Origin of the sequence: Vulgatibacter sp., from assembly GCF_041687135.1 — a bacterium.
Classification (GTDB): domain Bacteria; phylum Myxococcota; class Myxococcia; order Myxococcales; family Vulgatibacteraceae; genus JAWLCN01.
This window is the reverse complement of record NZ_JAWLCN010000009.1, coordinates 48,094-71,791: the sequence shown is the minus strand read 5'-3', so window position 1 is coordinate 71,791 and position 23,698 is coordinate 48,094. Positions and strand designations below refer to the sequence as shown.

General features: G+C 71.0%; 18 protein-coding genes. 8 read left to right on the top strand and 10 right to left on the bottom strand.

The features are described 5' to 3' along the window. Positions 1–25 precede the first annotated feature (25 nt). On the bottom strand, positions 26–2,368 hold the full coding sequence (locus tag ACESMR_RS18460; protein ID WP_373048583.1) for a hypothetical protein: 2,343 nt from the start codon (positions 2,366–2,368) through the stop codon (positions 26–28). Positions 2,369–2,508: 140 nt separating this feature from the next. After that, positions 2,509–3,453, bottom strand: coding sequence for a helix-turn-helix transcriptional regulator (locus ACESMR_RS18455; protein ID WP_373048582.1), 945 nt, complete (start codon positions 3,451–3,453; stop codon positions 2,509–2,511). Between the two features lie 97 nt (positions 3,454–3,550). Between ACESMR_RS18455 and ACESMR_RS18450 the strand changes: the two genes are divergently transcribed. Next, positions 3,551–4,528: an SDR family oxidoreductase gene (locus ACESMR_RS18450; protein ID WP_373048581.1), complete on the top strand. Its 978-nt coding sequence runs from the start codon at positions 3,551–3,553 to the stop codon at positions 4,526–4,528. Between the two features lie 53 nt (positions 4,529–4,581). Here ACESMR_RS18450 and ACESMR_RS18445 read toward each other — a convergent pair whose 3' ends face one another. From ACESMR_RS18445 to ACESMR_RS18420, 6 genes are all read right to left on the bottom strand, one after another. Next, complete coding sequence (locus ACESMR_RS18445; protein WP_373048580.1) at positions 4,582–5,112, bottom strand: hypothetical protein; 531 nt, start codon at positions 5,110–5,112, stop codon at positions 4,582–4,584. A gap of 73 nt (positions 5,113–5,185) precedes the next feature. Next, positions 5,186–8,404: a patatin-like phospholipase family protein gene (locus tag ACESMR_RS18440; protein WP_373048579.1), complete on the bottom strand. Its 3,219-nt coding sequence runs from the start codon at positions 8,402–8,404 to the stop codon at positions 5,186–5,188. A 5-nt stretch (positions 8,405–8,409) separates the two neighbouring features. Further along, the gene (locus ACESMR_RS18435) at positions 8,410–9,708 is read right to left on the bottom strand and encodes a hypothetical protein (RefSeq protein WP_373048578.1); all 1,299 of its coding nucleotides are present in this window, start codon (positions 9,706–9,708) and stop codon (positions 8,410–8,412) included. Between the two features lie 11 nt (positions 9,709–9,719). Beyond that, positions 9,720–10,193, bottom strand: coding sequence for a hypothetical protein (locus ACESMR_RS18430; protein WP_373048577.1), 474 nt, complete (start codon positions 10,191–10,193; stop codon positions 9,720–9,722). A gap of 87 nt (positions 10,194–10,280) precedes the next feature. Continuing rightward, positions 10,281–10,739, bottom strand: coding sequence for a hypothetical protein (locus tag ACESMR_RS18425; RefSeq protein WP_373048576.1), 459 nt, complete (start codon positions 10,737–10,739; stop codon positions 10,281–10,283). A gap of 92 nt (positions 10,740–10,831) precedes the next feature. Next, positions 10,832–11,362 (bottom strand): thermonuclease family protein, encoded by a 531-nt coding sequence (locus ACESMR_RS18420; RefSeq protein ID WP_373048575.1) that lies wholly within the window; start codon positions 11,360–11,362, stop codon positions 10,832–10,834. 98 nt (positions 11,363–11,460) lie between these two features. Between ACESMR_RS18420 and ACESMR_RS18415 the strand changes: the two genes are divergently transcribed. The 3 genes from ACESMR_RS18415 to ACESMR_RS18405 all read left to right on the top strand — a co-directional run bounded on the left by ACESMR_RS18415 (position 11,461) and on the right by ACESMR_RS18405 (position 17,365). Next, positions 11,461–13,296 (top strand): SLC13 family permease, encoded by a 1,836-nt coding sequence (locus ACESMR_RS18415; RefSeq protein ID WP_373048574.1) that lies wholly within the window; start codon positions 11,461–11,463, stop codon positions 13,294–13,296. Between the two features lie 65 nt (positions 13,297–13,361). Then, complete coding sequence (locus ACESMR_RS18410; protein ID WP_373048573.1) at positions 13,362–14,270, top strand: HNH endonuclease; 909 nt, start codon at positions 13,362–13,364, stop codon at positions 14,268–14,270. A gap of 2 nt (positions 14,271–14,272) precedes the next feature. Further along, positions 14,273–17,365: a DUF3427 domain-containing protein gene (locus ACESMR_RS18405; protein WP_373048572.1), complete on the top strand. Its 3,093-nt coding sequence runs from the start codon at positions 14,273–14,275 to the stop codon at positions 17,363–17,365. A 21-nt stretch (positions 17,366–17,386) separates the two neighbouring features. On the opposite strand, the gene ACESMR_RS18400 is transcribed toward ACESMR_RS18405, so the two are convergent. Together ACESMR_RS18400 and ACESMR_RS18395 are read right to left on the bottom strand one after the other, a co-directional pair. Further along, positions 17,387–18,559, bottom strand: a complete 1,173-nt coding sequence (locus ACESMR_RS18400) for an MFS transporter (protein WP_373048571.1) — start codon at positions 18,557–18,559, stop codon at positions 17,387–17,389. Positions 18,560–18,612: 53 nt separating this feature from the next. Then, positions 18,613–19,875, bottom strand: coding sequence for an ABC transporter substrate-binding protein (locus ACESMR_RS18395; RefSeq protein WP_373048570.1), 1,263 nt, complete (start codon positions 19,873–19,875; stop codon positions 18,613–18,615). Between the two features lie 124 nt (positions 19,876–19,999). Between ACESMR_RS18395 and ACESMR_RS18390 the strand changes: the two genes are divergently transcribed. The 4 genes from ACESMR_RS18390 to ACESMR_RS18375 are packed head-to-tail and all read left to right on the top strand — an operon-like array spanning position 20,000 to position 23,698. Next, positions 20,000–20,584, top strand: a complete 585-nt coding sequence (locus tag ACESMR_RS18390; RefSeq protein WP_373048569.1) for a TetR/AcrR family transcriptional regulator — start codon at positions 20,000–20,002, stop codon at positions 20,582–20,584. A gap of 32 nt (positions 20,585–20,616) precedes the next feature. After that, on the top strand, positions 20,617–21,873 hold the full coding sequence (locus tag ACESMR_RS18385; RefSeq protein WP_373048568.1) for a TolC family protein: 1,257 nt from the start codon (positions 20,617–20,619) through the stop codon (positions 21,871–21,873). Further along, complete coding sequence (locus ACESMR_RS18380) at positions 21,870–23,012, top strand: ABC transporter permease (RefSeq protein ID WP_373048567.1); 1,143 nt, start codon at positions 21,870–21,872, stop codon at positions 23,010–23,012. Before ACESMR_RS18385 ends, ACESMR_RS18380 begins: the two co-directional genes overlap by 4 nt. Before the next feature lie 2 nt (positions 23,013–23,014). Further along, positions 23,015–23,698 carry an ABC transporter ATP-binding protein gene (locus tag ACESMR_RS18375; RefSeq protein ID WP_373048566.1) on the top strand — a complete coding sequence of 228 codons (684 nt, stop codon included), beginning with the start codon at positions 23,015–23,017 and terminating at the stop codon, positions 23,696–23,698.

Genomic DNA, 23,698 nt, shown 5'->3' with positions numbered 1-23,698 from the left:
CAAGGGGCGGTCCGTGTCCCGTGCGCTACTGCCGCTCGAGCTGTGCGACGCCCACGCTCGAGGCGCGTTCGCCCGCAGGGCCCGCCTCGGCGATCCAGCCGCCGAAGAAGATCCCCGCCTCGGTGATCGCGACGGCGTCCACCGAGATCGCTGCGATGCCACCGCCGATCGCCTCGAAGCGCGTGCCGTCCCAGACGAAGGCGTTGCGGCCGCCCTCTTCCGGCCAGACGTAGCCGGTGGCGACGAGCATGCCGTCCCGCTCGACGAGGTTGGTGAAGGTGTGGACCGACTCGCCGATCGGCGCGGCGATGCCGTTCGCCGGGGTGGCGAGCTCGGTCCAGCCCTCCCCGTCCCAGCGGGCGAGGATCTGCCTGGCGGGATCGCCCTCGAAGTTGGTGGAGGCGTAGATACCGGTGGAGCCGTAGGCGAGGGCGGTGGGGCCTGCGGCGAGACCGTCGCCGAGGGCGGACCAGGTGGCGCCGTCCCAGTGCGCGATCCGGTTGAAGGGCATGCCGTCGATCGAAGTGAAGTAGCCTGCGGCGACGAGCTGCTGCGTGCCCTCGTCGTCCGGGGGCGAGAGCTCGATGCCCGATACCGCGGCGTCGAAGCCGTCCTCGACGATCTCGAAGCCCTCGTCGCCGAGTCGGGCGACGTAGTTGACCGGGCCGCTGCCCGCGATCCAGGGGCGCCCCTCCGCGTCGAGGGTCATGTCGAGCAGGGTCCAGAGGTCGTGGGGCTCGCCGAGCGGCTTCCACTCGTCCGCCTCGATGGCGAAGACGCGGGCCCGCGGATCGGTATCGTCGTCGCCCCAGGCGGTGCAGCCGACGTAGATCGCGCCATCCTCGCTCACCTCGAGCTCGTTGCAGTCGAGACCGGCGGGTCTGCCGGCACCGATCGGTTCCCAGCCGGTCGAGCCGCGGCGCACGAGGCCCGCAGGGACGGCTGTGCCGCCTGCGTGGGTGAAGCCGCCGAGGGCGTAGACGCTGCAGCCGTCGCCGCCCACCGCCATGTCCGCCACGGTGCCGGAGAAGCCGTCGCCGCCCTCGCCCACCGGGAGGAAGCGCTCGCCGTCGTACGCGATCACGCTCTGGGACGCGACGCCGCCGATGCCGGGGAAGGAGCCTGCGACGTAGAGCCGGTCCTCGGTGGCGAGGAGCTTCTGGACGCCCATCTCCCACACCGCGAAGAAGCCTTCGTCGCCGCACGCCGCCGGTGCGAACCAGGCGCTCAGGACACCTGCGCTGTCGTCGTCCACCGCTTCCCAGCCAGCCTCGGTCCAACGGGCGATGTGCCTGCCCTGGATCGCCGTCTCGCTCGAGGCCGCGCCGCCGACGTGGGTGAAGCAGCCGGTGACGTAGAGGTCGCCGTCGAAGCGGACCATGTCGTTGATCACGCCGGGGATGAAGCCCGAGGCGACGCCGTCGCCGAGGAGCTCCCACTGCGTGCCGTCCCAGCGGGCGATGCCGCCGCGCCCTTCCTCCGGATCGCGGAAGAGCATGCCGCCGGCGAAGATCTCGCCCCCGGTGCCGATCGAGAGCGCGTAGACCGTGCCGGGCCCGAGATCGAAGTCGTGGGCGGTCCAGCTGCTGCCGTCGAAGGAGGCGATCTGCGAGGCGGCGGTGCCGCCGATGTTCTCGAAGCCGCCGCCGACGTAGAGCGACTCGCCCTCCACGAGCAGTTCGTAGACCGGGCCGTCCGCTGCGCCGCCGGGCGGGCTCGACCAGGCCGCGCCGTCCCAGAGCGCGAGGCCGGCGAATCCGCCTTCGTCGAGGGTGAAGTGGCCGGCGACCCAGAGGTGGTCCCCGTGGAAGAGGAGCTCGCGCACCCTGCCCTCGGCGTGGCCGATCACCTCGAACCCCGAGCCGTCGTCGATCCAGATCTCGACCTCGTGGGGGGTGAGGGTGCTGTGGGTCGCCAGCGCGGTGAGGCCGTCGCCGTAGGCCACGGCGGCAAAGCCTGCCGCCGGCAGGTCGAGGTTCCACTCCTCGCGACCGGGAGTCCAACGCCCCTCGCTCATCCGCGCCAGCGGCGGCACCGGCTGCCCGTCGCTCCAGCTGAAGTAGCCGGCGGCGACGAGCGCGCCGTCGGGATCGAGGGCGAGATCGAGGACCTTGGGGCTGAGCCCGTCCTGGCCCGCGAGACCGGCGACGGTGTAGGCGTCGCTCCAGCTGCCGTCGGCAAGGGCGCCGGGTAGCTCGATGTCGTTGCAGGTGGTGGCGCCGCCGCCGCTGCCACCCGTTCCACCGGTGGCGCCGCTTCCGCCGGATCCGCCGGTGGCCCCGGTTCCGCCCTGGCTCCCGCTCGTCGAATCGCCGCAGGCGGCGCCCGCGACCAGCAGCGCAAAGAGCGTGGTGATGGTCCGCTTCATCGGTACCTCCGTGCCATCAAAGGCTGTCGGCAGTGACATCACGAGCTTTCCACCCGGCTCCTCGTCCCCGCCGCTAAATGCTTCTAAATCGTCCCGGTGTCGTCCGCAGGCAGCCGCCGCTGCGGTTCCACGAGCGGCCATCAGCGGTAACAAGTGGTGAGCGTAGCGGCGATCGCCCGGAGCCGCTCGCGCAACGCTGGCGGCTCGAGGACCTCGACACCACCCGCCTCCGAGGCGAGGCAGATCTGCGAGAGGGCGATGCTCTCCCGCTCGAAATCGACGGCGCAGATTCCCGCGGTGATCTTCCGGTGCTCGGCTTGCGGGCGGATCGAGCGCAGCGCTGCAGCGCCTGCCTCGTTCAACCGGAGCCGAGCCTCGTAGCTCGCGCGCTTCTCCGCGAAGCGGCTGCCCCACTCCTTCCAGAACGAGGGGAGGTCGAAGTCCCGCGGGCGCCGCGCGGTCTCGTCGAGGATGGTCGCCCGCTCGATCCGCACGCCGCGGAAGACCGAGGGGCCGCGGATGGTGCCGGCGACGAGGTACCAGCGATCCGCCTTCACCACGAGGCCCAGGGGATCGACGATGCGCCGGGAGCGCTCGCCCTCGAAGTCGACGTAGACGAGGCGGATGCGGCGGTTCTGCCAGACCGCCTCGCGCAGGGTCTCGAGGCAGGGGACTGCCTCCGGTGCTGCGAAGAAGGGAGCAGGGTCGACGTGGAGTCGCTGCCGCGCGTAGTCGATGACCTGTTGCTGCGCCGGCGGCAGGGCGAAGCCCAGCTTCGCGAGGGCGCTGCGCAGCGGCAGCTGGAGCTGCAGATCGGCGAGCGCCCGCGACTCGCCCACCGTGGCGATGGCGTGGACCTCCGCGCGGGTGAGCCCGGTGAGCTCGGTCCGGAAGCCGTCGAGCAGGGCCACGCCGCCACCGGGGCCGCGGGTGGCGGTCACCGGGATCCCCGCTGCGGAGAGGGCGTCCAGGTCCCGGTAGATCGTGCGCTCGGAGACCTCGAGACGCTCCGCGAGGGTCGCGGCGGTCCATCCGCCGCGGGATTGAAGGAGCATGAGGAGCTGGACGAGACGATCGGCGCGCATGGAAGGAGTCTACTGCCCATTCCTGACAGAGGATGGCAGGAATCGGCGGGCAGACTCCCAGGTGCTGCGGCGATGAACGTGCCGCACGGGAGACGAGATGGGAAAGCCGCTGGAAGGTCGGATCGCGTTGGTTGCAGGAGCCACCCGGGGTGCGGGCCGGGGCATCGCCGCGATGCTCGGTGAGGCAGGCGCCACGGTCTGGTGCACGGGCAGGAGCGTGCGTGGTCGGCCCGCGAGCGGGAAGGAGCGGCCCGAGACGATCGAGGAGACCGCGGAGCTGGTCACCTCCCGCGGCGGGCGGGGCATCGCCGTGCGGACCGACCACACCGTCGAGGCGGAGGTGGCGGCGCTCTGCGAGCGGATCCGCCAGGAGTCCGGCCGCCTCGACATCCTGGTGAACGACGTCTGGGGTGGCGACGCGCTGATCGAGTGGGGCAAGCCCTTCTGGGAGACCACGGCGGAGAACGCGCGGGTGCTGCTCGAGCGCTCGGTCTTCTCCCACCTGCTCACCGGCCGCCATGCCCTGCCCCTCCTCCTCGAATCGGATCGCGGCCTCCTGGTGGAGATCACCGACGGCGATTCTTTCGGCTACCGCGGAAACGTGCTCTACGACCTGATCAAGATGTCGGTGATCCGCCTCGCTTTCGATCTCTCCCGGGAGCTGCGAAAGACGAAGGTGACCGCCCTCGCGGTGACCCCCGGCTTCCTCCGCTCCGAGTCGATGCTCGATCTCTTCGGCGTCACCGAGGCGAATTGGCGCCAGGCGGCGGAGACCCACTCGCCGGACTTCATCTCCTCGGAGACGCCCTACTTCGTCGGCCGCGCGGTGGCGGCGCTCGCTGCCGATCCGACCGTTCGGGCGAAAGCCGGCAGGGTCTACAGCTCCTGGGTCCTCTCCCGCGAGTACGGCTTCGACGACATCGACGGTGCCCGGCCGGACTGGGGCGTCTACTTCGAGCGCAAATACGGCCGCTCGCCGGTGGCAGACGACGCCGCCTATGCCTCGTGGCTCGACAGCCCGATGGATCTCGCCTTCCCCGACGGCGTCCCCGACCTGACCCAGCCGACCTCGTAACGTGAGTCGGAGGGGCGCCGCTGCACGGCGGCGGCGGCCCCGCTGGCGACCCGTCAGTGGAGCAGACGTAGATGCGGCGCTCGCTCGCGCCGCGGGCGCTCCGCTGCGGGCTGCGGCTGCGCTCCTGCTTGCTGTGGCGGCGCCGGTGCGGGTGCGGTCTGCCCCGCGAGGATCACCACGAGCCTGGTGCCGAGGAGGCCCACCCTCTCCACCTGTCGCTGGTCATGCGGGAAGAGATCCCGCTTCCGACAGACGAGGTGGGTCATCAGGCGCCGCGCCATCTCCGGCGGACCGCCGAGCCGCTCGAACTGATCCATGCACGCATAGCGGTCCGCCATCGCCTCCGCGTAGTCCAGGCGCGCCACGGAGTTCCAGGCGAGGGCGACGATCTGCCACGCCCGCAGCAGCGTCTCCTCGCCGAGCATGCAGCCGAGCGCGTTGAAGAGCGGGCGGCCCACCTCGTAGAGCGCCCGCTCGATCGGCATCGGCGGCTGCTCCACCGGCAGCAGCCGCCGTCTGGGTTCCTTCACCCCCGCGTAGACCAGCCTCCGCCAATCGTTCTTCCCGATCCGCCGTGTCCGCATCGTGCGCCCTCCCGCCAGGGTTCACGGCGGAGGATGGCACGGGGGTCTGACATCGGCCGGCGTCGGCCCGTGATCACAGGGGCTTGCGGTCGCTCAGCGGGCAGATGCGGTGGATCTCGGCGAGCCCGTTGCGCGTCTCCCAATCGAGCTCCAGAGCTGCGGTCGCCTTGCGGCCGAAGGGACAGAGCACGCCGGGTCGGTGGATGCACTCGCCCAGCTCGTGGCCGCGCCGGTTGCCGTCAATCCGAACGCCGGCGAGATCGATCTTCCACCCCGCCACCCACCGCTCGCCCATCGAGGCGAGCTTGCGGAAGGTGCCCGAGCAGCCGTGGGCGATGCTCGCCGCCTGTGCCTCCTCGCGGAAGCCGAGCATGGGGTGGAAGCCGAAGGTCTCGACCAGCCAGCTCGGCACCACGTTGACCACCTCGACGTCGAGGGGCATCCAGCCGTTCGGCATCCCGTTCGCCTCGTAGAGCGAACGCAGGTCCGACTGCACCCGCGCGTACTGCTCGACCTTCCGGTTGTTGCGTAGCTGCTTCACGCGGCCGTAGCGCTTGCTCCACGACCCTGCCAGAGGGGCGGGATCGGCGTCCCGATCGACCTCGGGCTCGAGGGAGGCGGTGAGGAGGAGGTGGGGCACCGGCTTGCCGGCGACTTCGGGTCGCCGCGCGATCTGGCCGTCCCAATAGGCCCGGTCGAGGTGACGTGCAACCGCATCGAGCGGCAGGTTGTCGAGGATGCCGCCGTCGACGAAGACCCGCTCCTCGACGCCGGCGCTGCTCACCTCCCACGACCGCCGCGGCCGGAAGACGAGCGGGAAGGCGCTGCTCGCCAGGAACCCCTCGAGGAGCGAGACGCGCTCCGGCGGATAGTCTCGTCCGCCGAGAACCACCAGCCGCCCACCGAGCAGGTCGGTGGTCGTCGCGAGGAAACGCAGGTCCTCGCCGAAACGCGCGAAGCTCTGCGAGGTAGCGCCGGCGGACGTGCCGCTCTTCCGGGCGAGGATCCGTTCGCGGACGATCGCAGCGAGCGGCTCGCTCCCGAGGATCTCGGAGCCGAGGCCCGAACGTTCGAGGAGGCGATCGAGGTGTTTCATCAGCTCGACCGTGAAGGGAGCGAAGGCCCTGGCCTGCAGGCGCTCGATCAGCCGCTCCAGTTCCGCGGGGCCGATGAAGGCGAGCCGCTGGATCTCACCGAGCAGGCGGCGCCGCCGCACCTCGAAGTCGCGCCCGCCGCCGGGCACCGGGCCGAGGAGTTCCCGCGCCTCCCGCAGGGTGAAGCGGGTCTCGTCGGCGGTGGCGTGGAGGCGCTGCACCGCGTCGGCGAGGCGATCGGTGAGCACCAGCCGATCGATGGCGAGGTAGGTCGCCGCGAGCTCCGCCACCAGACGCCTGCGGCTCTCGCCGCTGGTGGTGAAGAGCTCGCCGGCCATCGCCGCGGTGAGCGTGCCGACGGAGGAGCCGGCGACGACGTCCGGCTTGTCGAGCACGTCTGCCAGGGCAGCGAGCACGCCGAGCTGGTAGACGCCCCGGAAGACGCCGCCGCTGAAGAGCAGGCTGCGCATCGGCTGGGGCTTCGCGGGCGCCTCCTCGGGCCTGCCCGTGTAGAGCGGCGGCGCCGGTGCCGGCAAAGGGAGCTCCCGCCCCTCGAGCGCTTCGTGCAGCGGCCAGACCGGCCAGCTCGCCCGGTCGGGAAGGACGCGGAGCGCGCGTGGAACTTCGTCGCCCGCCTCGTCACGGAGCGAGCAGCCTGCGCAGACCTCGGGGAGCTGGGAGACCGACGGGTGACCGTCGCCACGCCTGCGCGCCAGCACCTCCGCGCAGGTGACGACGCGACGGTCTCCGGCCAATGCGGCGACGTAGGGCTGCAGCGTCGACTCGAGCGTTGCTCTGCAGCCTGCCGCCACCGCGGCGAGCAGATGCTTGCGCCGCTCTCCACCTGTCTCCGCCTCGAGGAAACGCTCGCCGAGGCGCACCGGCACGTCGGGCTCGATCGGATGGATCGAGGTGCGGAGGAATCGCTTCGTCCTGCCCCCGACCGGCACCTCGTGGAGCGCGCGCCCCGCAGGCAGCATCCGCGAATAGAGGTCGGTGAGGCGGCGCTCGACGCGGGCCCTTCGCACCTTCTCCAGCTCGAGGGCCCTGCGGCCCATCGCCGTCGCGGAGTCGAGGATCTCGGGTCCTGCCTCGAGGCCGGGACCTTCCGAGGGGACCGAGGCCACGGGGTAGATGTGGACGATGCGCGCCTCCGGGTGGAGGGGGCCGTCGCGGAGGTAGCGGATCAGCGCGGCGACCGGCTCGTCGGCGACGTTGGCGCCGTCGACGTAGTGCGCCCCGCCGATCTCCACGCTGGGAAAGAGCGGCACCACCGAGTTGGCGGCGAGCAGGGCGTCGACGAGGGTCGCCGTCGCGGGAAGTGCGTCGAGATGGCCCGTCTGCAGGTTTGCCGCGACCACCACGAGGTCGACGGGATCGGTGCCGGTCCGGTAGCAGCCGAGCGGCCGGCGTTCCGTCCGCGCGAAGGGCGATTGGTCGCGGTTCTTCGCGAGCGCGAGCTCGATCGCCGCGTTCATGTCGGGGGCGCCGTCGTAATACGGATCGAAGAGGCGAATGAAGAGCGAGCGCAGGCCGTGGGCGCCAGCCAGCGAGCCGAGCATCTGCCGATCGGCGAGGAACTGCTGGCCCGCCGTGCGCGCCCTGCCCTCGCCGCGCAGGGTCCGCAGCCAGCTCCGCGCCCCCGCCAGCAGCACCTGTGCCGCGCCTGCCGGGCTTCGCCGCGCCAGGGCGATCCCACGGCCCACCGTGCCCCGCCCCTCGTAGGCCGCCGTCGCAGCTGCTGCCAGCGCGCGGACACTGATCCGAAGGCCCCATGCCCAGTCGAGGAGTTTCACGAGTGCGCGGCGTCGCTTCAGCGCGATCTGCCGCTCGTCCCGGTCCTTCTCCGGATAGAGCGGCAGCCTGAGCACGCCGGCCCCCCTGCCAGCGCCGAACTCGAGCGGATCGGGCAACACCGAGCGCACCAGCTCGTCCGGCGCCGTCTCGTAGGCCTGGATGAAGTGGCGGAGCTTCTGGGCCGCGGTGCCGCTCGCGCGGGCCTGCAGTACCTCTGCGATCGCCGCGCCGTTCACCGCGCCGATCGAGATCCCCGCCACGACGTCGGGCGCCCTGCCACCGCTGGCGAGGAGCGCGTGCGCCGCACCGAGCTGCAGCGCGGTGTCGAGCCCGCCGCCACGCAGGGCGAGCGCGAAGACGGGCTCGCCCGGGCGACCGACCTTCGGGCTCTGCTGCTCCATCGCCGTCACTCCGCCGCCTGCTCGGCGTCCTCGAGCTTCGTGCGTGCCTCGAGCACCGCGGCCTTCGCCTGCAGCAGCGCTGCCTCCGTCTGCAGCCGCTCGAGCTCCGCTGCCTGCGGCGATCGGACGAGCGCGTCGGCGGCAGTGGAGAGCCGCTCGACGTCCTCGGCGGAGATCGGTGTCGACGCGGTGGAGATCTTCGCCAGGCTGCCGAGGCCGGGGTGGAGGGAGACCTCGAGCTTCTGGTCGGGCCGTACGTCCCCCTCGTCGACCGTCACCACGGCGAGCTGGCCGAGCTGCGGTATCGCGAGGTGGCGGGTGATCGTCCTGCCGCGGTCGGCGCTGGCGGTGATGCGGAAGCGGGCCGGGATCCGGTAGACGATCCCTTCGACGCAGGGCGCAGGCTGGTCGCCGCAGTCGTCCATCCAGGGCAGGCGCAGCCATTCGACGCCCGTGTCGACGGAGACGGGGCCGGCCAGGTGGGCGACGTCGACGGTGACCGTCGGAAACGTACTCGCGCCGAACCCGCTCAAACCCGCCGCTTGCAGCGCCGCAACCACCTTGCCGTACTCCGCGCAGGTCGCTGGGGTGAGCGCCACCGCCCCCGGACCTGCAGGATCGATGAAGCAGGAGATCTCCGCCTCGACCTTCGGGTAGAGCTCCGCCTCGACAGCAGCCAGCTCGGCGAGCAACGCGGTGCGCACCTTTCCGAGCTCGGTGAAGCGTTTCTCGTCGCCTCCGCCAGCGGCTGTGTCCTGCTTGGTCTCGAGTGCAACGAGCAGGGCCCGGAGCGCGTCCCGGCGTTTCGCCAGGCCCTGGATCCGCTTCTTCCCGTCGTCCACGCCGGCGATGGCGACCGCCTTCACGATCCGGCCCACGGCGGTTATGCCCGCCGCCGCGATCTCCACGGTCTGGTTCTCCGCCGTCGAGGTCGTGCTTGTCAGCTCGCCGAGGTCGCTGAACTCACCCGTGAAGTCCGCACGGGTCAGCGCCGCCTTCTTCGACGCGACCACGAAGCCCGCCTCCCGATCCGGCATCGAGAGCGCCTCGACCTCGAGGCCCTCCACGGTGACATCCCGCTTGTCGAGCGTGCTGCCGCAGCCGGCCACCGCGGTGGCGCAGGTTGCACCGGGGCGCAGCGTGAGCCCGAGCCTCCACTTCACGTGCAGGTGGGTCTCGGGAAGGAAGTAGACCGCACCGGGATCCGGGCGCGCCGCGCCCGGATCGAAGCGCGAGGTGCGCAGCGGCGCCGTATGGCAGGCAGCCAGCAAGAAGCAGAGCAGGGCAAGGAGGAGACGGACCACGTTTGGAACCTTCAGATGAAGAGGTAGCGCACGCTCGCGGGACGGAGCCATCCGTCGCCGAGCTTGTCCGCGAGCGCGTTCGTGAGGGTGGGTTGGCGCCAGCGGACGCCGGTCACGACGTCGAGGAGCCAGGGCTTGCGCTGCTCGTCGATGCCGATGTTCAGCGCGTGGACCCTGGTGACCAGCACCCCGAAAGCCGGCGGCGCGACCGGTGCGGGAGCGGCGACCAGGCTCTGGTAGGCGATGCAGGAGCGGGCGGCGAAGGCATAGTCCTCGCAGTCGTAGAGCCCGCTTTGGTAGAGCGCCGGCTGCACCCGCGGATCGGCGCGGAGCTGCTCGTCGACCCAGTCGGGATCGACGAGCCGGTAGGTCTCCCCCTCGTCACCGATGTCGAGGCGGATGGCAGGCGGCGACGCGCCGAACGAGTCCGCAAACCACTGCTCGATCCGCTGCCGCACCTCGGCAGCGTCCATCCATGTCGCCATCCGTACCCCCGGGCGGGCGGCATGTTAGGGACCTGGCGATCGACGGGGCAAGTTTCTCCCACCGTACCGCGGGTCATTCACTCCAGCCTAAGCCGCAGGTTTGCACCAGAGCCTGCCGTCCTCGGTGAAGGAGAGTGACTCGACGATCCGCCGGTCCTTCGGGTAGACGCGCCGCTTGCGCTCGGCCATGGCGAGGATGAGCGGGCCAGCGTCGATCTCCTGGTCGGTTCCGATCACCGTGATCCGCACCGCAGTCGCCCGCAACCAGCCGGGCGATCCCGCCGGGTCCCCCTCCACCGCGAGGTTCCACCCCCGCGCGGCGCAGAGGAAGAGGAGGAGCCAGGCGCGGTAGGGCCCCTGCCCCACCACCTCGAGGATCGGGTAGGCGATCTCGAAGATCCGATCGCTGAGCGGCTCCCCCAGCCGCGACTTCGGCGTTCGGCCCTCCACCAGCGCGCAGCACGCGCACTCCTTCTCCGTGCCGTCGTCCTCCAGCGTGAAGATCTGCTCGAGCCGAAGGACCACCGACCGATCCGCCTTCTCCATCACGTCCCCCCTTCGCCGATTGCGAGGTGAGGAGAGCGTAGCGAGGGGGTCTGACATTGGCGGGAGGGCGGCTCCCCGCGCGTCGCAGCGCGCTACTTCTTCTTGCGGCGGCTCTTGCGGTAGTCCCAGGGCGCGGTGGGATTCGGCTCGGACCAGAGGCCCACCCGTGCCTGCCGCGCCTGCGTCTCCGCCGCCTCGTAGCGCTTGCGCTCCTCGGGTGGCTGCTCCTTCGCGTAGTAGCGGTACCACCAGGCGAGGCCGCTGCGGACGAGGGCGAGGCCGGTGTCGAGCGATCGGACGCAGTCCTTCTCACAGGCCGCCTCGGCGACCAGCACCCGCCCCACGATCCGGCCGTAGCGGTCGCGCTTGTCCCAATGCACCGCGACCTCCTTGCCGTAGACGAGATCGGAGAGCATCTGCTTGGAGCGCTGGGAGAAGGGCTGCCGCCGCTCCGGCGCATCGATCCCCGAGAGGCGGATCCGGTGCCGCTCGTTGTCGGCGTCGAGGACCGTCACCGTGTCGCCGTCGGCGACGCCGACCACCCGTCCCTCGAGGATCGCCGCAGCGGCGGGATTCGCCCACACGAGCAGAACGAGCGCCGCTGCCAACCAGAACGACTTCATCGCTTCCCTTCCCTGCGCCGGCCCTCTGCGGCACGGCTGCCGATAGCTTGCATCCTGTACGCGCGGCAAGCCAGCCGAGAGGATAAGCTCACCGGGCCTTGAGCCTCGAAGCCGCCATCACCCTCGTCATCCTCGCAGCGACCATCGCGCTCTTCGTCAGCGACCGCATCCGCCTCGACGTGGTGGCGCTCCTCGCGATGCTCGCGCTGGTCCTCACCGGCGTGCTCTCCACCGACGCGGCGCTCGCGGGCTTCTCCAGCCCACTGGTGCTGATGATCGTCGGGCTCTTCGTCGTCGGCGCGGGGCTCGTCGAGACCGGCGTCACCGACTGGCTCGGCCAGCGCCTCGGCCACCTGGCCAAAGGAGGCGAGGCGCGGCTCATCGTCTGGGTGATCCTCACCACCGCCGTGCTCTCCGCCTTCATGAGCTCCACCGGCACCGTGGCGATCCTGATGCCGGTGGTCGGCAGCCTCGCCCACCGCAAGGGCATCGCCCCGGGGCGCATCTTCCTGCCCCTCGCCTTCGGCGCCCACCTGGGCAGCATGCTCACCCTGATCAGCACCCCGCCCAACCTGGTGGCGAGCAACGCGCTCGTCGAGGCGGGGGAGGAGCCGTTCCGCTTCTTCAGCTTCTTCCCGCCGGGCTTCGTGATCTTGTGCGTCGGCGTGACCTTCCTCGCCGCCTGGGGCAGGCGCCTGCTCCCGGGCACCACTTCTCTCGCACCTGCGCCGCAGAGCTGGAGCGCCGAGGAACTCGCGGCAGAGTACGGACTCGCTGCCTCGCTGCGCACGCTGCGCGTGCCGCCGCGCTCGCCCCTGTGCGGCAAGCAGCTCGGGCAGGCCAACCTCCGGGCGGTCCACCACGTCAACGTGATCGGCATCGAGGCCCACGGGCCCGGTGGCCCCGAGATCCACCCGGTGCTCCCGCAGACCGTCTTCGCAGCAGGCGAGGTGCTCCGGGTGCAGGGCGATCCCGCCGATGTCGAGGAGATGGCCCGCGCCTGGGAGCTGCAGCCGTTGCCCGGCGGCGGTGCCCTCGAGCTTCCCCCCGAGGACACCCTCGCCGAAGTGGTGGTGCCGCGGCGCTCGAGCCTCGTGGGCCGGACCCTGCGCGAGGTGAAGTTCCGGGACCGCTACCGGGCGACGGCACTCGCGGTGCGCCGCGCCACCGGCGACGTGGCGGCAGTGGGTCCAGCGACGCCGGCGCTCCTCGACTTTCCGCTGCGCGTCGGCGACACGCTGCTGCTCAAGGGCCGGCGCAAGCACCTGCGGAATCTGCGCGACGAGCGGCGGGACCTCATCCTCGTCGCCGAGCCCGACGTGCGCACCGACGTCTTCGTCTCGCCCCGGCGTGCCTGGACGGCGATCGCAATCACCCTGGCGATGCTGCTCGCGCTGGCGTTCGGGTGGCTGCCCAACGTCATCGCCGTGCTGCTGGCAGCGGTGGCGATGGTGCTCACCCGCTGCGTGCGGCCGGTCGACAGCTACCGCTCGGTCAACTGGGAGAGCGTGGTGCTGATCGCCGCGATGCTGCCGATGGCGACGGCGCTGGAGCAGACCGGCCTCACCCGGCTCCTCGTCGTGCAGGTGGAGGGCGCCTTCGCCGGCGCGGCGCCGCTGGCCGTGCTCGCGGCGGTGCTGGTGGTCACCTCGGGGCTCGGCATGGTGATGTCGAACACGGCCACCGCGGTGCTGGTCGCGCCGGTGGCGGTGCGGATCGCCGAGGTGCTGGAGCTGTCGCCCAGGCCGCTGCTGATGGGCGTGGCGATCGCGGCGTCGGCGGCCTTCGCGACGCCGATCGCCTCGCCGGTGAACACGATCGTGATGGGGCCGGGCGGGTATCGGTTCGCGGATTTCGTGCGGGTGGGGCTGCCGCTGCAGGTGATCGTGTTGCTCACGGCGCTGGTGGTGGTGCCGCTCGTGTTTCCATTTTGAGTGGCGCCCCATCGCAACCTGGTAGTGTCGGCCGCATGTACACCCAGGGCGGAGACATCGGCTGGTTGATCAGGAAGACGGCGTTCGAGGAGCTGGGCCACCTTGTCGCCCAGCACGGCGGCGCGCTCCCCTGGGAAGTGATCGCCCGGGGTTTCGTCTTCCGAGGAAAGACCTTCCTCTTCGCCAACCAAGCCCGCGGAATCTTCAAGCCGGCGGAGATGCCTGGCGGCGCGGCTCTCTCGATCAAGACCACCGTGCCGCGGGAGGGACGCACCGCCCGCTACGATGACCTCGATTCGGACGAGGGATTCGTCTATCGGTTCCAGGGCGACGACCCGAAATCGTGGGACAACCAGCTGCTCTACCAGGCGCACGTGAGCGCAACGCCGATCATCTACTTCTACGGGCTCGCGCCGAGCGTCTACCAACCGATCTGGCCCGCCTACATCGTCGACTTCGATGCAGCCGGGCGGTGCTGCCGCGTGGTCGCGGACGACGCCAACCTCGTCCCGCAGCCCGCGACCATCGTCGCCGACACGCTCTACCAGGCGGCACAGCGCCGCTACGTGACCGTGCTCGCCAAGCGGCGCGTGCACCAGCAGGCGTTCCGGCTCCAGGTCCTCGAAGCCTACGAGGAGCGCTGCGCGATCTGCCGGCTCCCCCGCCGCGAGCTCCTCGACGCGGCCCACATCGTCCCCGACAGGGACGAGCGCGGCGTGGCCGAGGTCAAGAACGGCCTCGCCCTCTGCAAGCTCCACCACGGCGTCTTCGACGCCGACCTCCTCGGAATCCGCCCCAGCGGCCTCATCGAAATCGCACCCGCGCTCCTCGACGCAAAGGACGGCCCCACGCTCGAGCAGGGGATCAAGAGCTTCCACGGCAAGGTGCTCCATTTCCCCAGGAGCAAGAGCGCCCGCCCCGCCGAGTCACTCCTCGAGCGCCGCTTCGAGCAGTATCTCGCCGCACGAAGGTGAGCATGAAACGCATCGGTCGTGGACTCTACGAGACGCTGATCACGGAAGCGCTCGATCTGGACCTGCAGGCACTCGACGAATCCCTCGAGCCACGGCGCACAGGCGTGCGGGCGCCCGAAGCCGCCGATCGTTTCGCCTTGCACCTCTCGCACGTGGTCCACCGCGCGCTGGGCTCCGTGCCCGATGCCCAGCGGGTGGCGGTCGGCGTGAGCCTCGTTCGGAAGCTGATCGAGGAGATTGCGGGGTCGCTCGGATCGGACGATCTCCAGCGCGAGTCGCCCCTCGAACGCGGGGAGGTGCTCCGCTCCATCCTGCGGCGGCAGCCGGACGGCAAGTCCGAGACGATCGATGAACCACTGATCCCGCTGCTCGACACCACCGTGCTCACCAACGCGCCGGGTGAACCGCGTGTGGGCAGCCAGATCCTCGCCGAGATCCGCTCCGCCGACCGGATCGACGTGGTGATGGCCTTCATCCGCCGCAGCGGCATCGCGCCCATGCTCGATGCCCTCCGGCGCCATTGCGCCGCGGGCCGCCCGCTCCGCGTCCTCACCACGACCTACACGGGATCGACCGAGGCCCGGGCGCTGGACGAGCTCGCTGTCCTCGGCGCCGAGGTCAAGGTCTCCTACGACACCGGCAGCACGCGCCTGCACGCAAAGGCCTGGTTGATCCATCGGCACTCGGGTTTCCCCACCGCGTACATCGGCTCGTCCAACCTCACCCACTCGGCGCAGGTCAGCGGCATGGAGTGGAACGTCCGTGTCTCGGGGGCGCGCAACCCGGACGTGATCGAGAAGATCGGCGCGGTCTTCGAGAGCTACTGGAATGGCGGTGACTTCCTGCCCTACGACCGCGAGCAATTCCTCGCGCGCACCAAAGAGAGCGCGGCGCCATCCGCTTCGATCCTCCTCCCCACGGAGCTTCGTGCGGAGCCCTTCCAGGAGCGGCTCCTCGAACAGATCGCTCTCTCCAGACAGCAAGGCCACCACCGCAACCTGCTCGTCGCGGCGACCGGTACGGGCAAGACCGTCATGGCGGCGCTCGACTACCTCCGCCTGCGCTTCCAGCTGCGCCGGTCGCGGCTCCTCTTCGTCGCCCATCGCAAGGAGCTGCTCGAGCAGAGCCTCTGGACCTTCCGACAGGCGCTCCGCGACCACGCCTTCGGCGAGCTCTGGGTGGACGGCAAGCGGCCGACGTATTTCGAGCACGTCTTCGCCTCGATCCAGAGCGTCAACGCCGCGGGCCTCGCCGATCTCGCCCCCGATCACTTCGACGTGGTGATCGTCGACGAGTTCCACCACGCAGCCGCCAGCTCGTACCAGGCGCTGCTCCAGCACGTCCGCCCGGTGGAGCTGCTCGGGCTCACCGCGACGCCGGAGCGAAGCGACGGCCTGCCCATCCTCGACCACTTCGAGAATCGGATCGCCGCCGAGCTGCGCCTCTGGGACGCGATCGATCAGCACCGCCTGGTGCCCTTCGCCTACTACGGCGTGCACGACGGCCTCGACCTGCGCCAGATCCCCTGGAAGCGCGGGCGCGGCTACGACGTGGAGCGGCTGAGCAATCTCCTCACCGGAAACGACGTCTGGGCGCGGTTCGTCCTCCACGAAGTCGAAAAGCGGGTCGATGACCCGAGGTCGATGCGGGCGCTCGGCTTCTGTGTGAGCATCGAACACGCCCGATACATGGCCAGGATCTTCGGCGAGCAAGGCATCGAGGCGAAGGCGATCTGGGGTGACAGCCCCACGACCGAACGGGAGGAGGCGCTCTCCCAGCTGCGCGACGGCAAGATCAACGTCGTCTTCTCCGTCGATCTCTTCAACGAGGGCGTGGACGTCCCGGCGGTGGACACGCTCCTCATGCTCCGCCCCACCGAGAGCCCCACGCTTTTCCTCCAGCAGCTCGGGCGCGGCCTCCGCCGGAGCCACGGCAAGAGCGTCTGCACCGTCCTCGATTTCGTCGGACAGCACCGGGCGGAGTTCCGCTTCGATCGCCGCTTCCGCGCGCTCCTCGGCGGCAGCCGCAAGGATCTGGAGCGGAACGTCGAGGCGGGTTTCCCCTTCCTTCCGGCGGGCTGCCACATGGAGCTCGATCGGGTGGCGAGCCGGATCGTCCTCGAGAGCATCCGCAAGGCGGTCCCTTCGAATTGGGCGGCGAAGGCTGCCGAGCTGCGCCAGCTGGCCCAGGGCGCGCCGACCTACCCGCTCGCTTCCTACCTCGAGGCATCGGGCCTCGAGCTCGACGACGTCTACGCAGGCAACAAGAGCTGGTCCGATCTCTGCGGAGACGCAGGCCTCGCGCTGCTTCCGAGCGGCCCGGAAGAAGCCACGCTGCGGCGGGCTTGCGGACGGCTCCTCCACGTCGACGATTCGGAGCGCCTCGATGGCTTTCGTCGCCTGCTGGCACGCGAAGAGCCCCCGTCTCCAGACGCTCTCGGTGAGCGTGAGCGGCGCCTCCTCCGCATGCTCGTGGCACCGCTCGTCGACAAGGCGCTGCCCAAGTCGTCCGGCCTCGACGACGGGGTACGCTTCCTCTGGGAACATCCACAGGTACGGGCCGAGCTGCGTGCTCTCTTCGACGTCCTCAACGATCGGATCGAGCATCTTCCCCTGCCGCTCAGGGATCGGCCCGCGGTCCCGCTCCAGGTCCACGCCCGCTACTCCCGACTGGAGATCCTCGCAGCATTCGGCATCGGCGATGGGGCCAGGGTCGCTCCCTGGCAGACGGGCGTCTATTGGGCTGAGCAGGCCCGAGCGGACCTTCTCGCGTTCACCCTCGACAAGACGAGCGGCCAGTTCTCGCCGACCACTCGCTACCAGGACTACGCCATCAGCCGGGACCTCATCCACTGGCAGAGCCAGTCGGTGACGCGGGCCGAGAGCGAAACCGGCCGGCGCTACCAGCAGCACGCGAAGCGAGGCTCCAGCATCCTGCTCTTCGCCCGCCTGCGCAGCGACGATCGTGCCTTCTACTTCCTCGGGCCCGCCACCTACGTGAAGCACGAATCCGAGCAGCCCATGTCGATCACCTGGCGGCTCGACGTCCCGCTCCCGGGCGATCTCTTCCAGTCCTTCGCCGCCGCGGTGGCGTAGCGGCGGCACGTCGGCGCGGGCTCACGGCGCCGACGCCTTCCGCACCGCCACCGCCACCACGGCCCCCGCCGCTGCTGCCGCCGCCCCCAGCGCGCAGGTGGCCCCCCATCCGTACGCCTGGAACGCCAGCGTCCCCAGATACGCCCCCAGCGCCCCGCCGACGAAGTAGCTCACCATGTAGACCGTGTTGATCCGGCTCCGCGCCTCCGGCCGCAGCGCGAAGACGATCGTCTGGTTGTTCAGGTGGCTCGCCTGCACGCCGAGATCGAGCAGCACCACGCCGACCGCCAGCCCCACGAGCGACGCGCCCGTGATCCACATCAGCCCCCAGGCCGCCGCCATCAGCGCCAGCGACGCCGCGTTGATGCGCCGGTCGCCGCCCCGCGCGTCGGACCACCGCCCCACCACCGGCGCCACCAGCACGCCCGCCACGCCGGCGATGCCGAGCAGCCCCGCCTCGCGGGCGCCGTAGCCGCCGGGCAGCGTCTCCAGGTGGAGCACCAGCGGCGCCCAGAAGGCGCTGAACGAGGCGAACCCCAGCCCCCCGAGCAGCGCGTGGAGCCGCAGCGTCGGCAGCTCCTGCGCGAGCCCCGCCACCGAGCGCATCAGCGCCGGATAGGTGATCGCCGCCGCAGGGGGCTGGCGCGGCAGGGCGAAGCGCAAGAGCGCGGTGAGCAGGAGCATCCAGCCGGCGGCGAGCCAGTAGACCGCGCGCCAGCCGAACCAGGTGCCGAGAAAGCCCGACGCCGTGCGCGAGAGCAGGATCCCGGCGAGGAGCCCGCTCATGATTACCCCCATCACCCGGCCCCGCTCCAGCGGCGCGGCGAGGCTCGCGGCCATCGGGACGATGAGCTGCGGCGCCACGGTGCAGAGCCCGAGGAGGAGGCTGCCCGCCAGCAGCACCCCGATCGATCCCGCGGTGGCCACGAGCAGCAGCGCCCCGCTCACCGCCGCGCAGGCGACGACGATGGTCCGGCGCCGCTCGAGCATGTCGCCCATGGGCACGATGAGCAGAAGTCCGAGCGCGTAGCCCACCTGCGTGAGCGTCGGCACGAGGCCCAGCTGCGCCTCGTCGACGGTGAGATCCCGGCCCATCTCCGCCAGCAGCGGCTGGCAGAAGTAGTTGTTGGCGACGGTGACACCGGCAGCCACGGCCATGAGGAGAACGAGCCGCGGGGAGAGGGCCTGCTGCATCGCGGTGGACTAACCGCGCCCCCCCGCGGCGTCAACGCCACCTGCTCTAGGGCCTACTGTGCCCACGGGCGCATCGGCCACACCAGATCCACCGTCGCCAGCTCCCGCGGCCACACCGTGCGATAGGCGCGCGCCTGGATCTGCACGATGATCCCCTTCGCCAGCACGTTCTGCCCCGTCGCCGGATCGAAGCGCACGCCGTCCCAGGGCACGATGAGCTCGTCGGCGCCGAGCTCCGTTGCGAGCAGCGCCTCGCGGATCCGCTCGGGGTCGGTGGAGCCCGCCCGGTCGATCGCTTCCGCCAGCACGATCAACCCGGTGAAGGCCCGCGCCGAGTTGCCGGTCATGTCGGCGCCGTAGCGCTGCCGGAAGAGCGCGTCGACCTCCCCCACCAGCGGCTTCGCTTCGGCGAGATCCTTGGCCCACACCTCCCGGCTGAGCAGGTCGTTGGCGTCGTCGCCGAGGGTCTCCACGAACGCGGGGCTGATGAAGCCTGCGTCCATCCCGAGGATCGCCTCTGGCCGGTAGCCGAGCCCTTCGTATGCCTGCAGAATTCCGATCGCGTCCTGCTCGAACGAGGTCTGGAAGACGATCGCCGCGCCGCTGTCCCGCACCGTCTCGGCCACCGCAGCGAAGGCGGCAGCCGCCGCCGGGTAGCCCACCTCGGCCACCACCGGCAGCCCCGCCCCGCTGGCGGCATCCGCCTCGAGGGCGGCGACGCTGCTGCCGAAGATCCCATCCTCGTAGACGATGGCTGCCGACGCCGGCTCGATCCCCTCCTCCCGCAGCTCGGCCAGGAAGTCGAAGAAGTTCTCCACGAAGATCCGGTCGTCTGCCGTGGTGCGGAAGAACCAGCGAAAGCCCCGCTCGGTGAGGGAGGGCGCGGTGGACTCGGCAGCCACGAAGGGGATCCCCGCCGCCTCGACCACGGTCGAGACCGCCTCGGTGACCGCGCTCTCGTAGGCGCCGAGGAAGGCGACCGCTTCCTCGGCAGCGATCAAGCGTTCCGCCGCAACGACCGCCTGCGCGGGATCGCTCGCGTGATCGGCGAAGACCACCCGGATCCGCGCGCCACCGAGTCCGGGCAACCCGCCCTCTGCCGCGAGCGGCACCTCCAAATCGTACGCCCCGTTCACGATCTCCGCCGCCAGCTCGACGCCGCGCCGCAGATCGGTGCCGGTGGCCGCCTGGTCACCAGAGAGCGGGTAGATCGCCGCGATCACCACCTCCGCCGGCTCGGCGGCGTCGGTCTCGCATGCGCTCGCGACGAGCGATGCCACGATTCCCCACGCAATGCGCCGATGCAGTGCAGCCATCCCCCCTCCTCCCGGAACGAGCGCGGGGATGATGGGTGCCGGGCCGGGCGCTGCAAACCCGAGCCCCCGAATTGCGCGAAGGACTTGCGCCGCCGGCCATTCCTGAGTATCTACTCACTTATCGATGGCACGCCCCTCCACCATCACCAACGAGCAGATCCTCGAGGCCGCCCGGGCAATCTTCCTGGAGAAGGGCTTCGCCGCCTCGACCGCGGCGATCGCCCGGCGGGCGGGTGTGTCGGAAGGCTCGATCTTCAAGCGCTTCGCCACGAAGGAGGAGCTCTTCCTGGCGGCGATGGGCGTCTCGGAGGGACCGGCGCCGCTGAAGAACCTGCAGGCGCTCGTCGGCACGGGGAGCGTGAAGGAGAACCTCCTCGAGATCGGCATGGGCATGCTCGCCTTCCTCGAGGAGCTCCTGCCCCGGGTCACGATGGTCTGGTCGACCACCAGCCCGGCGAAGATGTTCGAGGGCATGTCGGAGCCGCCGCCGGTGAAGGGGCTCAAGATGCTGACCAACTACCTCGACGCCGAGCAGCGCCTCGGACGGATCCGCCGCTGCGATCCGGAGCTGGCGGCGCGGACCTTCCTCGGGGGCCTGCTTCAATACGCCTTCTTCGACATGATCGGCGCGAACCGCTGGATGCCGCTCGCCGCGCCGACCTACGTGCGCGGCCTGGTCGAGGTGATCTGGCTCGGCCTCGAGCCGTAGTTTTTTTGCCAAATTATTGAGTGAGTACTCACATGCGAACTTCCGCCACCACTACCACTACCTTGATCCTGGCCCTCGCCCTTCCGGCGGGCGCTGCCGAGCTCCCCGCCTATCTCGCCGCAGCGCGGGAGCGGAACGAGTCGATCGGGATCGCCCAGGCCCGGCTCCAGGCAGCCGACGCAGCCCACGGCGAGGCCTGGGGCCACCTCCTCCCCTCCCTCGAGCTGCGCGCCGGCTACACCCGCAACCAATACGAGGCGGTGACGCAGCTCCCCGGCCGCACGGTGACGATCCTCCCCGAGGATCAGCTCGACGCCAGCGCCACCCTCGCCGTCCCGCTCTTCGACGGCGCCGCCTGGGCGCGGCTCGGCGCAGCGGATGCGAGCAGGGAGGCGGCACGGGCCAGCGCCAGCGCCACCGAGCGGGAGGTGCTGCTCGCCGTCGCCCGCGCGTACTACGACACGCTCGCTGCGCGGCAGGTCGTCGCAGCTGCAGGGCAGGCGGTCACCACCGCAGAGGCGCTGCAGCGCACCGTGCAGGTCCGCGCGGCGACGGGCACGGCCAGGTCCTCCGACGTGCAGACCGCACGCCTCGAGGTGGCCCGCGCCCGCGGCAGGCTCGCCGATGCGCGCCACGCCGGCGCCGTCGCCGAGCTCGCGCTGGCGCGGCTGAGCGGCCTCGACGAGCCGGCGGAAGGCACGCTCGCTCCCCTCCCTCTCACGAGCGCAGCGGCAGGCGGCGAGAGGCCGGAGCTGGAGGCGGCACGGGCCCGCGCCCGCGAAGCTGCCGCCAGGCGGCGCGCCGCTGGCTGGGCCTATGCGCCCACCGTCGTCGCCAGCGCCTCCGAGCGCTGGACCAACGCCACCGGCTTCATCGGCGAGGAGGCCTCCTGGGCTGCTGGCGTCTCGCTGCGCTGGAACCTCTTCGACTCCTTCCGCCGGGAATCGGCGATCGAGCTGGCGGATGCAGTCGCCCGAGAGGCCGAGCTGCAGGCGTCGGCGACCGCGAGGGCCATCCAGGACGAGGAGGCGGAGGCGCATCTTCGCCTCGCCGCCGCTGCAGAGAAGCTGGAGGCGGCCCGGGTCGGCGCCGAGGCGGCGGCGGAGACTTCGCGTCTCGTGCAGGTCTCGCTGCGTGAGGCCCGTGCCACCGCCACCGACGCTGTCGTCGCCGGCAGCGACGCCTTCGCTGCGGAGGTCGAACTCGCCCGGGCCCAGGCCGACTTCGCGCTCGCGCAGCTCACGCTCCGCCACGTCCAGGGCCTGCCGCTCCTCGAGGTGCTGCCGTGAAACTCCCCCCGCGCCTGCGCGCCCTTCTCCAGCTCGCCCTCTCCATGCAGATCCACGACCGCGCAAAATTCGCCGGCGGCGTGGTCGGCGTGGTCTTCGCCACCGTCCTCGCCGGCCAGCAGAGCGGCCTCATCCTCGGACTCCTCGCCAAGAGCCGGATGGTGATCGAGCACGGCGGCGCCGCCGTCTGGATCGTCCCGCCCAACACCCAGCAGCCGCAGGCGGGCCGCATCCCCGAGGAGGTGCTCTACCGGGCGCGCGCCGTGCCGGGCGTCTCCTGGACCTCGCCGCTCCTCTGGACCGCAGGCTCCCTCGCGCTGCCGGAGGGCGGCACCGAGCAGGTCACCATCCTCGGCGTCGAGCAGCCCGGCCTGGGCGGCCCCTGGAACGTGGTCGCAGGCGATCCCCGGCACCTCCTCCAGGCGCGCACGCTCTTCTTCGAGGACGCGGAGCGGGAGAAGCTGGGCCACCTCGATCTCGGCAGCCTCCGGGAGGTGAACGGCAGGCAGATCCAGGCGGTCGGCTTCACCTGGGGCGCGATCCCCTTCGGCCCCTCCTACGCCTTCGCCTCCTTCGACACCGCCCGGGAGATCGCCGGCCGCACGGATCGCGATCCCTCGATGATCCTCGTGGGCGTCGAGCCGGGCAGCGATCCGGCGGAGGTCGCGAAGGCGCTGCAGGCGCGCCTCGACGACGTCGAGGTGCTCACCTCGCAGGCCTTCGCGCTGCGGGCGATGCGCTTCGTGCTGGTGCAGACGCCGATGGGCATGATGCTCGGGATCTCGGCGCTCTTCGGCCTCCTGGTCGGCTTCGCCATCGTCTCGATCACCATGTACAGCGCGGTGCTGGACAACCTGCGCGAGTTCGGGACGCTCAAGGCGATCGGCGCCACCACCGCGGATCTCGGACGGGTGCTGATCCTCCAGGCGCTGATCTACGCGGGCGTCGGCTCGGCGGTGGGGATCACCGCGCTCGGCTTCATCGGCAGGGCGGTCCGCTCGGCGAAGGTCACGCTCCGCTACCCGCCGGAGCTCCTCCTCGGTCTCCTTCTCGTGATGGCGGCGATCTGCATCGCCGCCTCCCTCCTCGGCCTCCTGCGCCTGCGCAAGCTCGAGCCGGGCATCGTCTTTCGGGGTTGAAAATGGACAGCGCAATTCACGTACGAGCGGTCACCAAGGTATTCGGCGAGGGCGCCTCCGCGATGCACGCGCTGCGCGGCGTCGATCTCGAGGTGCCGAAGGGCGAGCGGCTCTTCCTCACCGGCCCGTCGGGTAGCGGCAAGACCACGCTGCTCTCCATCCTGGGCTGCGTGCTGCGCCCGACCGATGGCGCAGTGGAGGTGCTCGGCCACGACGTCCGCTCCCTCGACGAGCGCGCCCTCTCCGCGTTCCGGCTGGGATCGCTCGGCTTCATCTTCCAGGGGCACAACCTGATCGCCTCCCTCTCCGCACGCGAGAACGTGCGGCTGCCGCTGCTGCTCCAGGGCGTCCCGGTGGAGGAGGCCGAAGCGCGCGCTGCGGAGGAGCTGCGGCGGGTCGGGCTGGGCGCGAAGCTCGAAGCGCGGCCGCGGGATCTCTCCGGTGGCCAGAAGCAGCGCATCGCCATCGCCCGGGCCACCGTGGGCAGGCCCCCGCTGATCCTCGCCGACGAGCCGACCGCGTCCCTCGACGCGAAGAGCGGCCAGGAGGTGATGGAGCTGCTCACCGAGATCAGCCGCGAGCGCGGCAGCACCGCGCTCGTGGTGACGCACGACAACCGGATCTTCCACTTCTCCGATCGGATCATCGCGATCGAGGACGGCCGCATCGCCGGCAGGAGCTCGTGA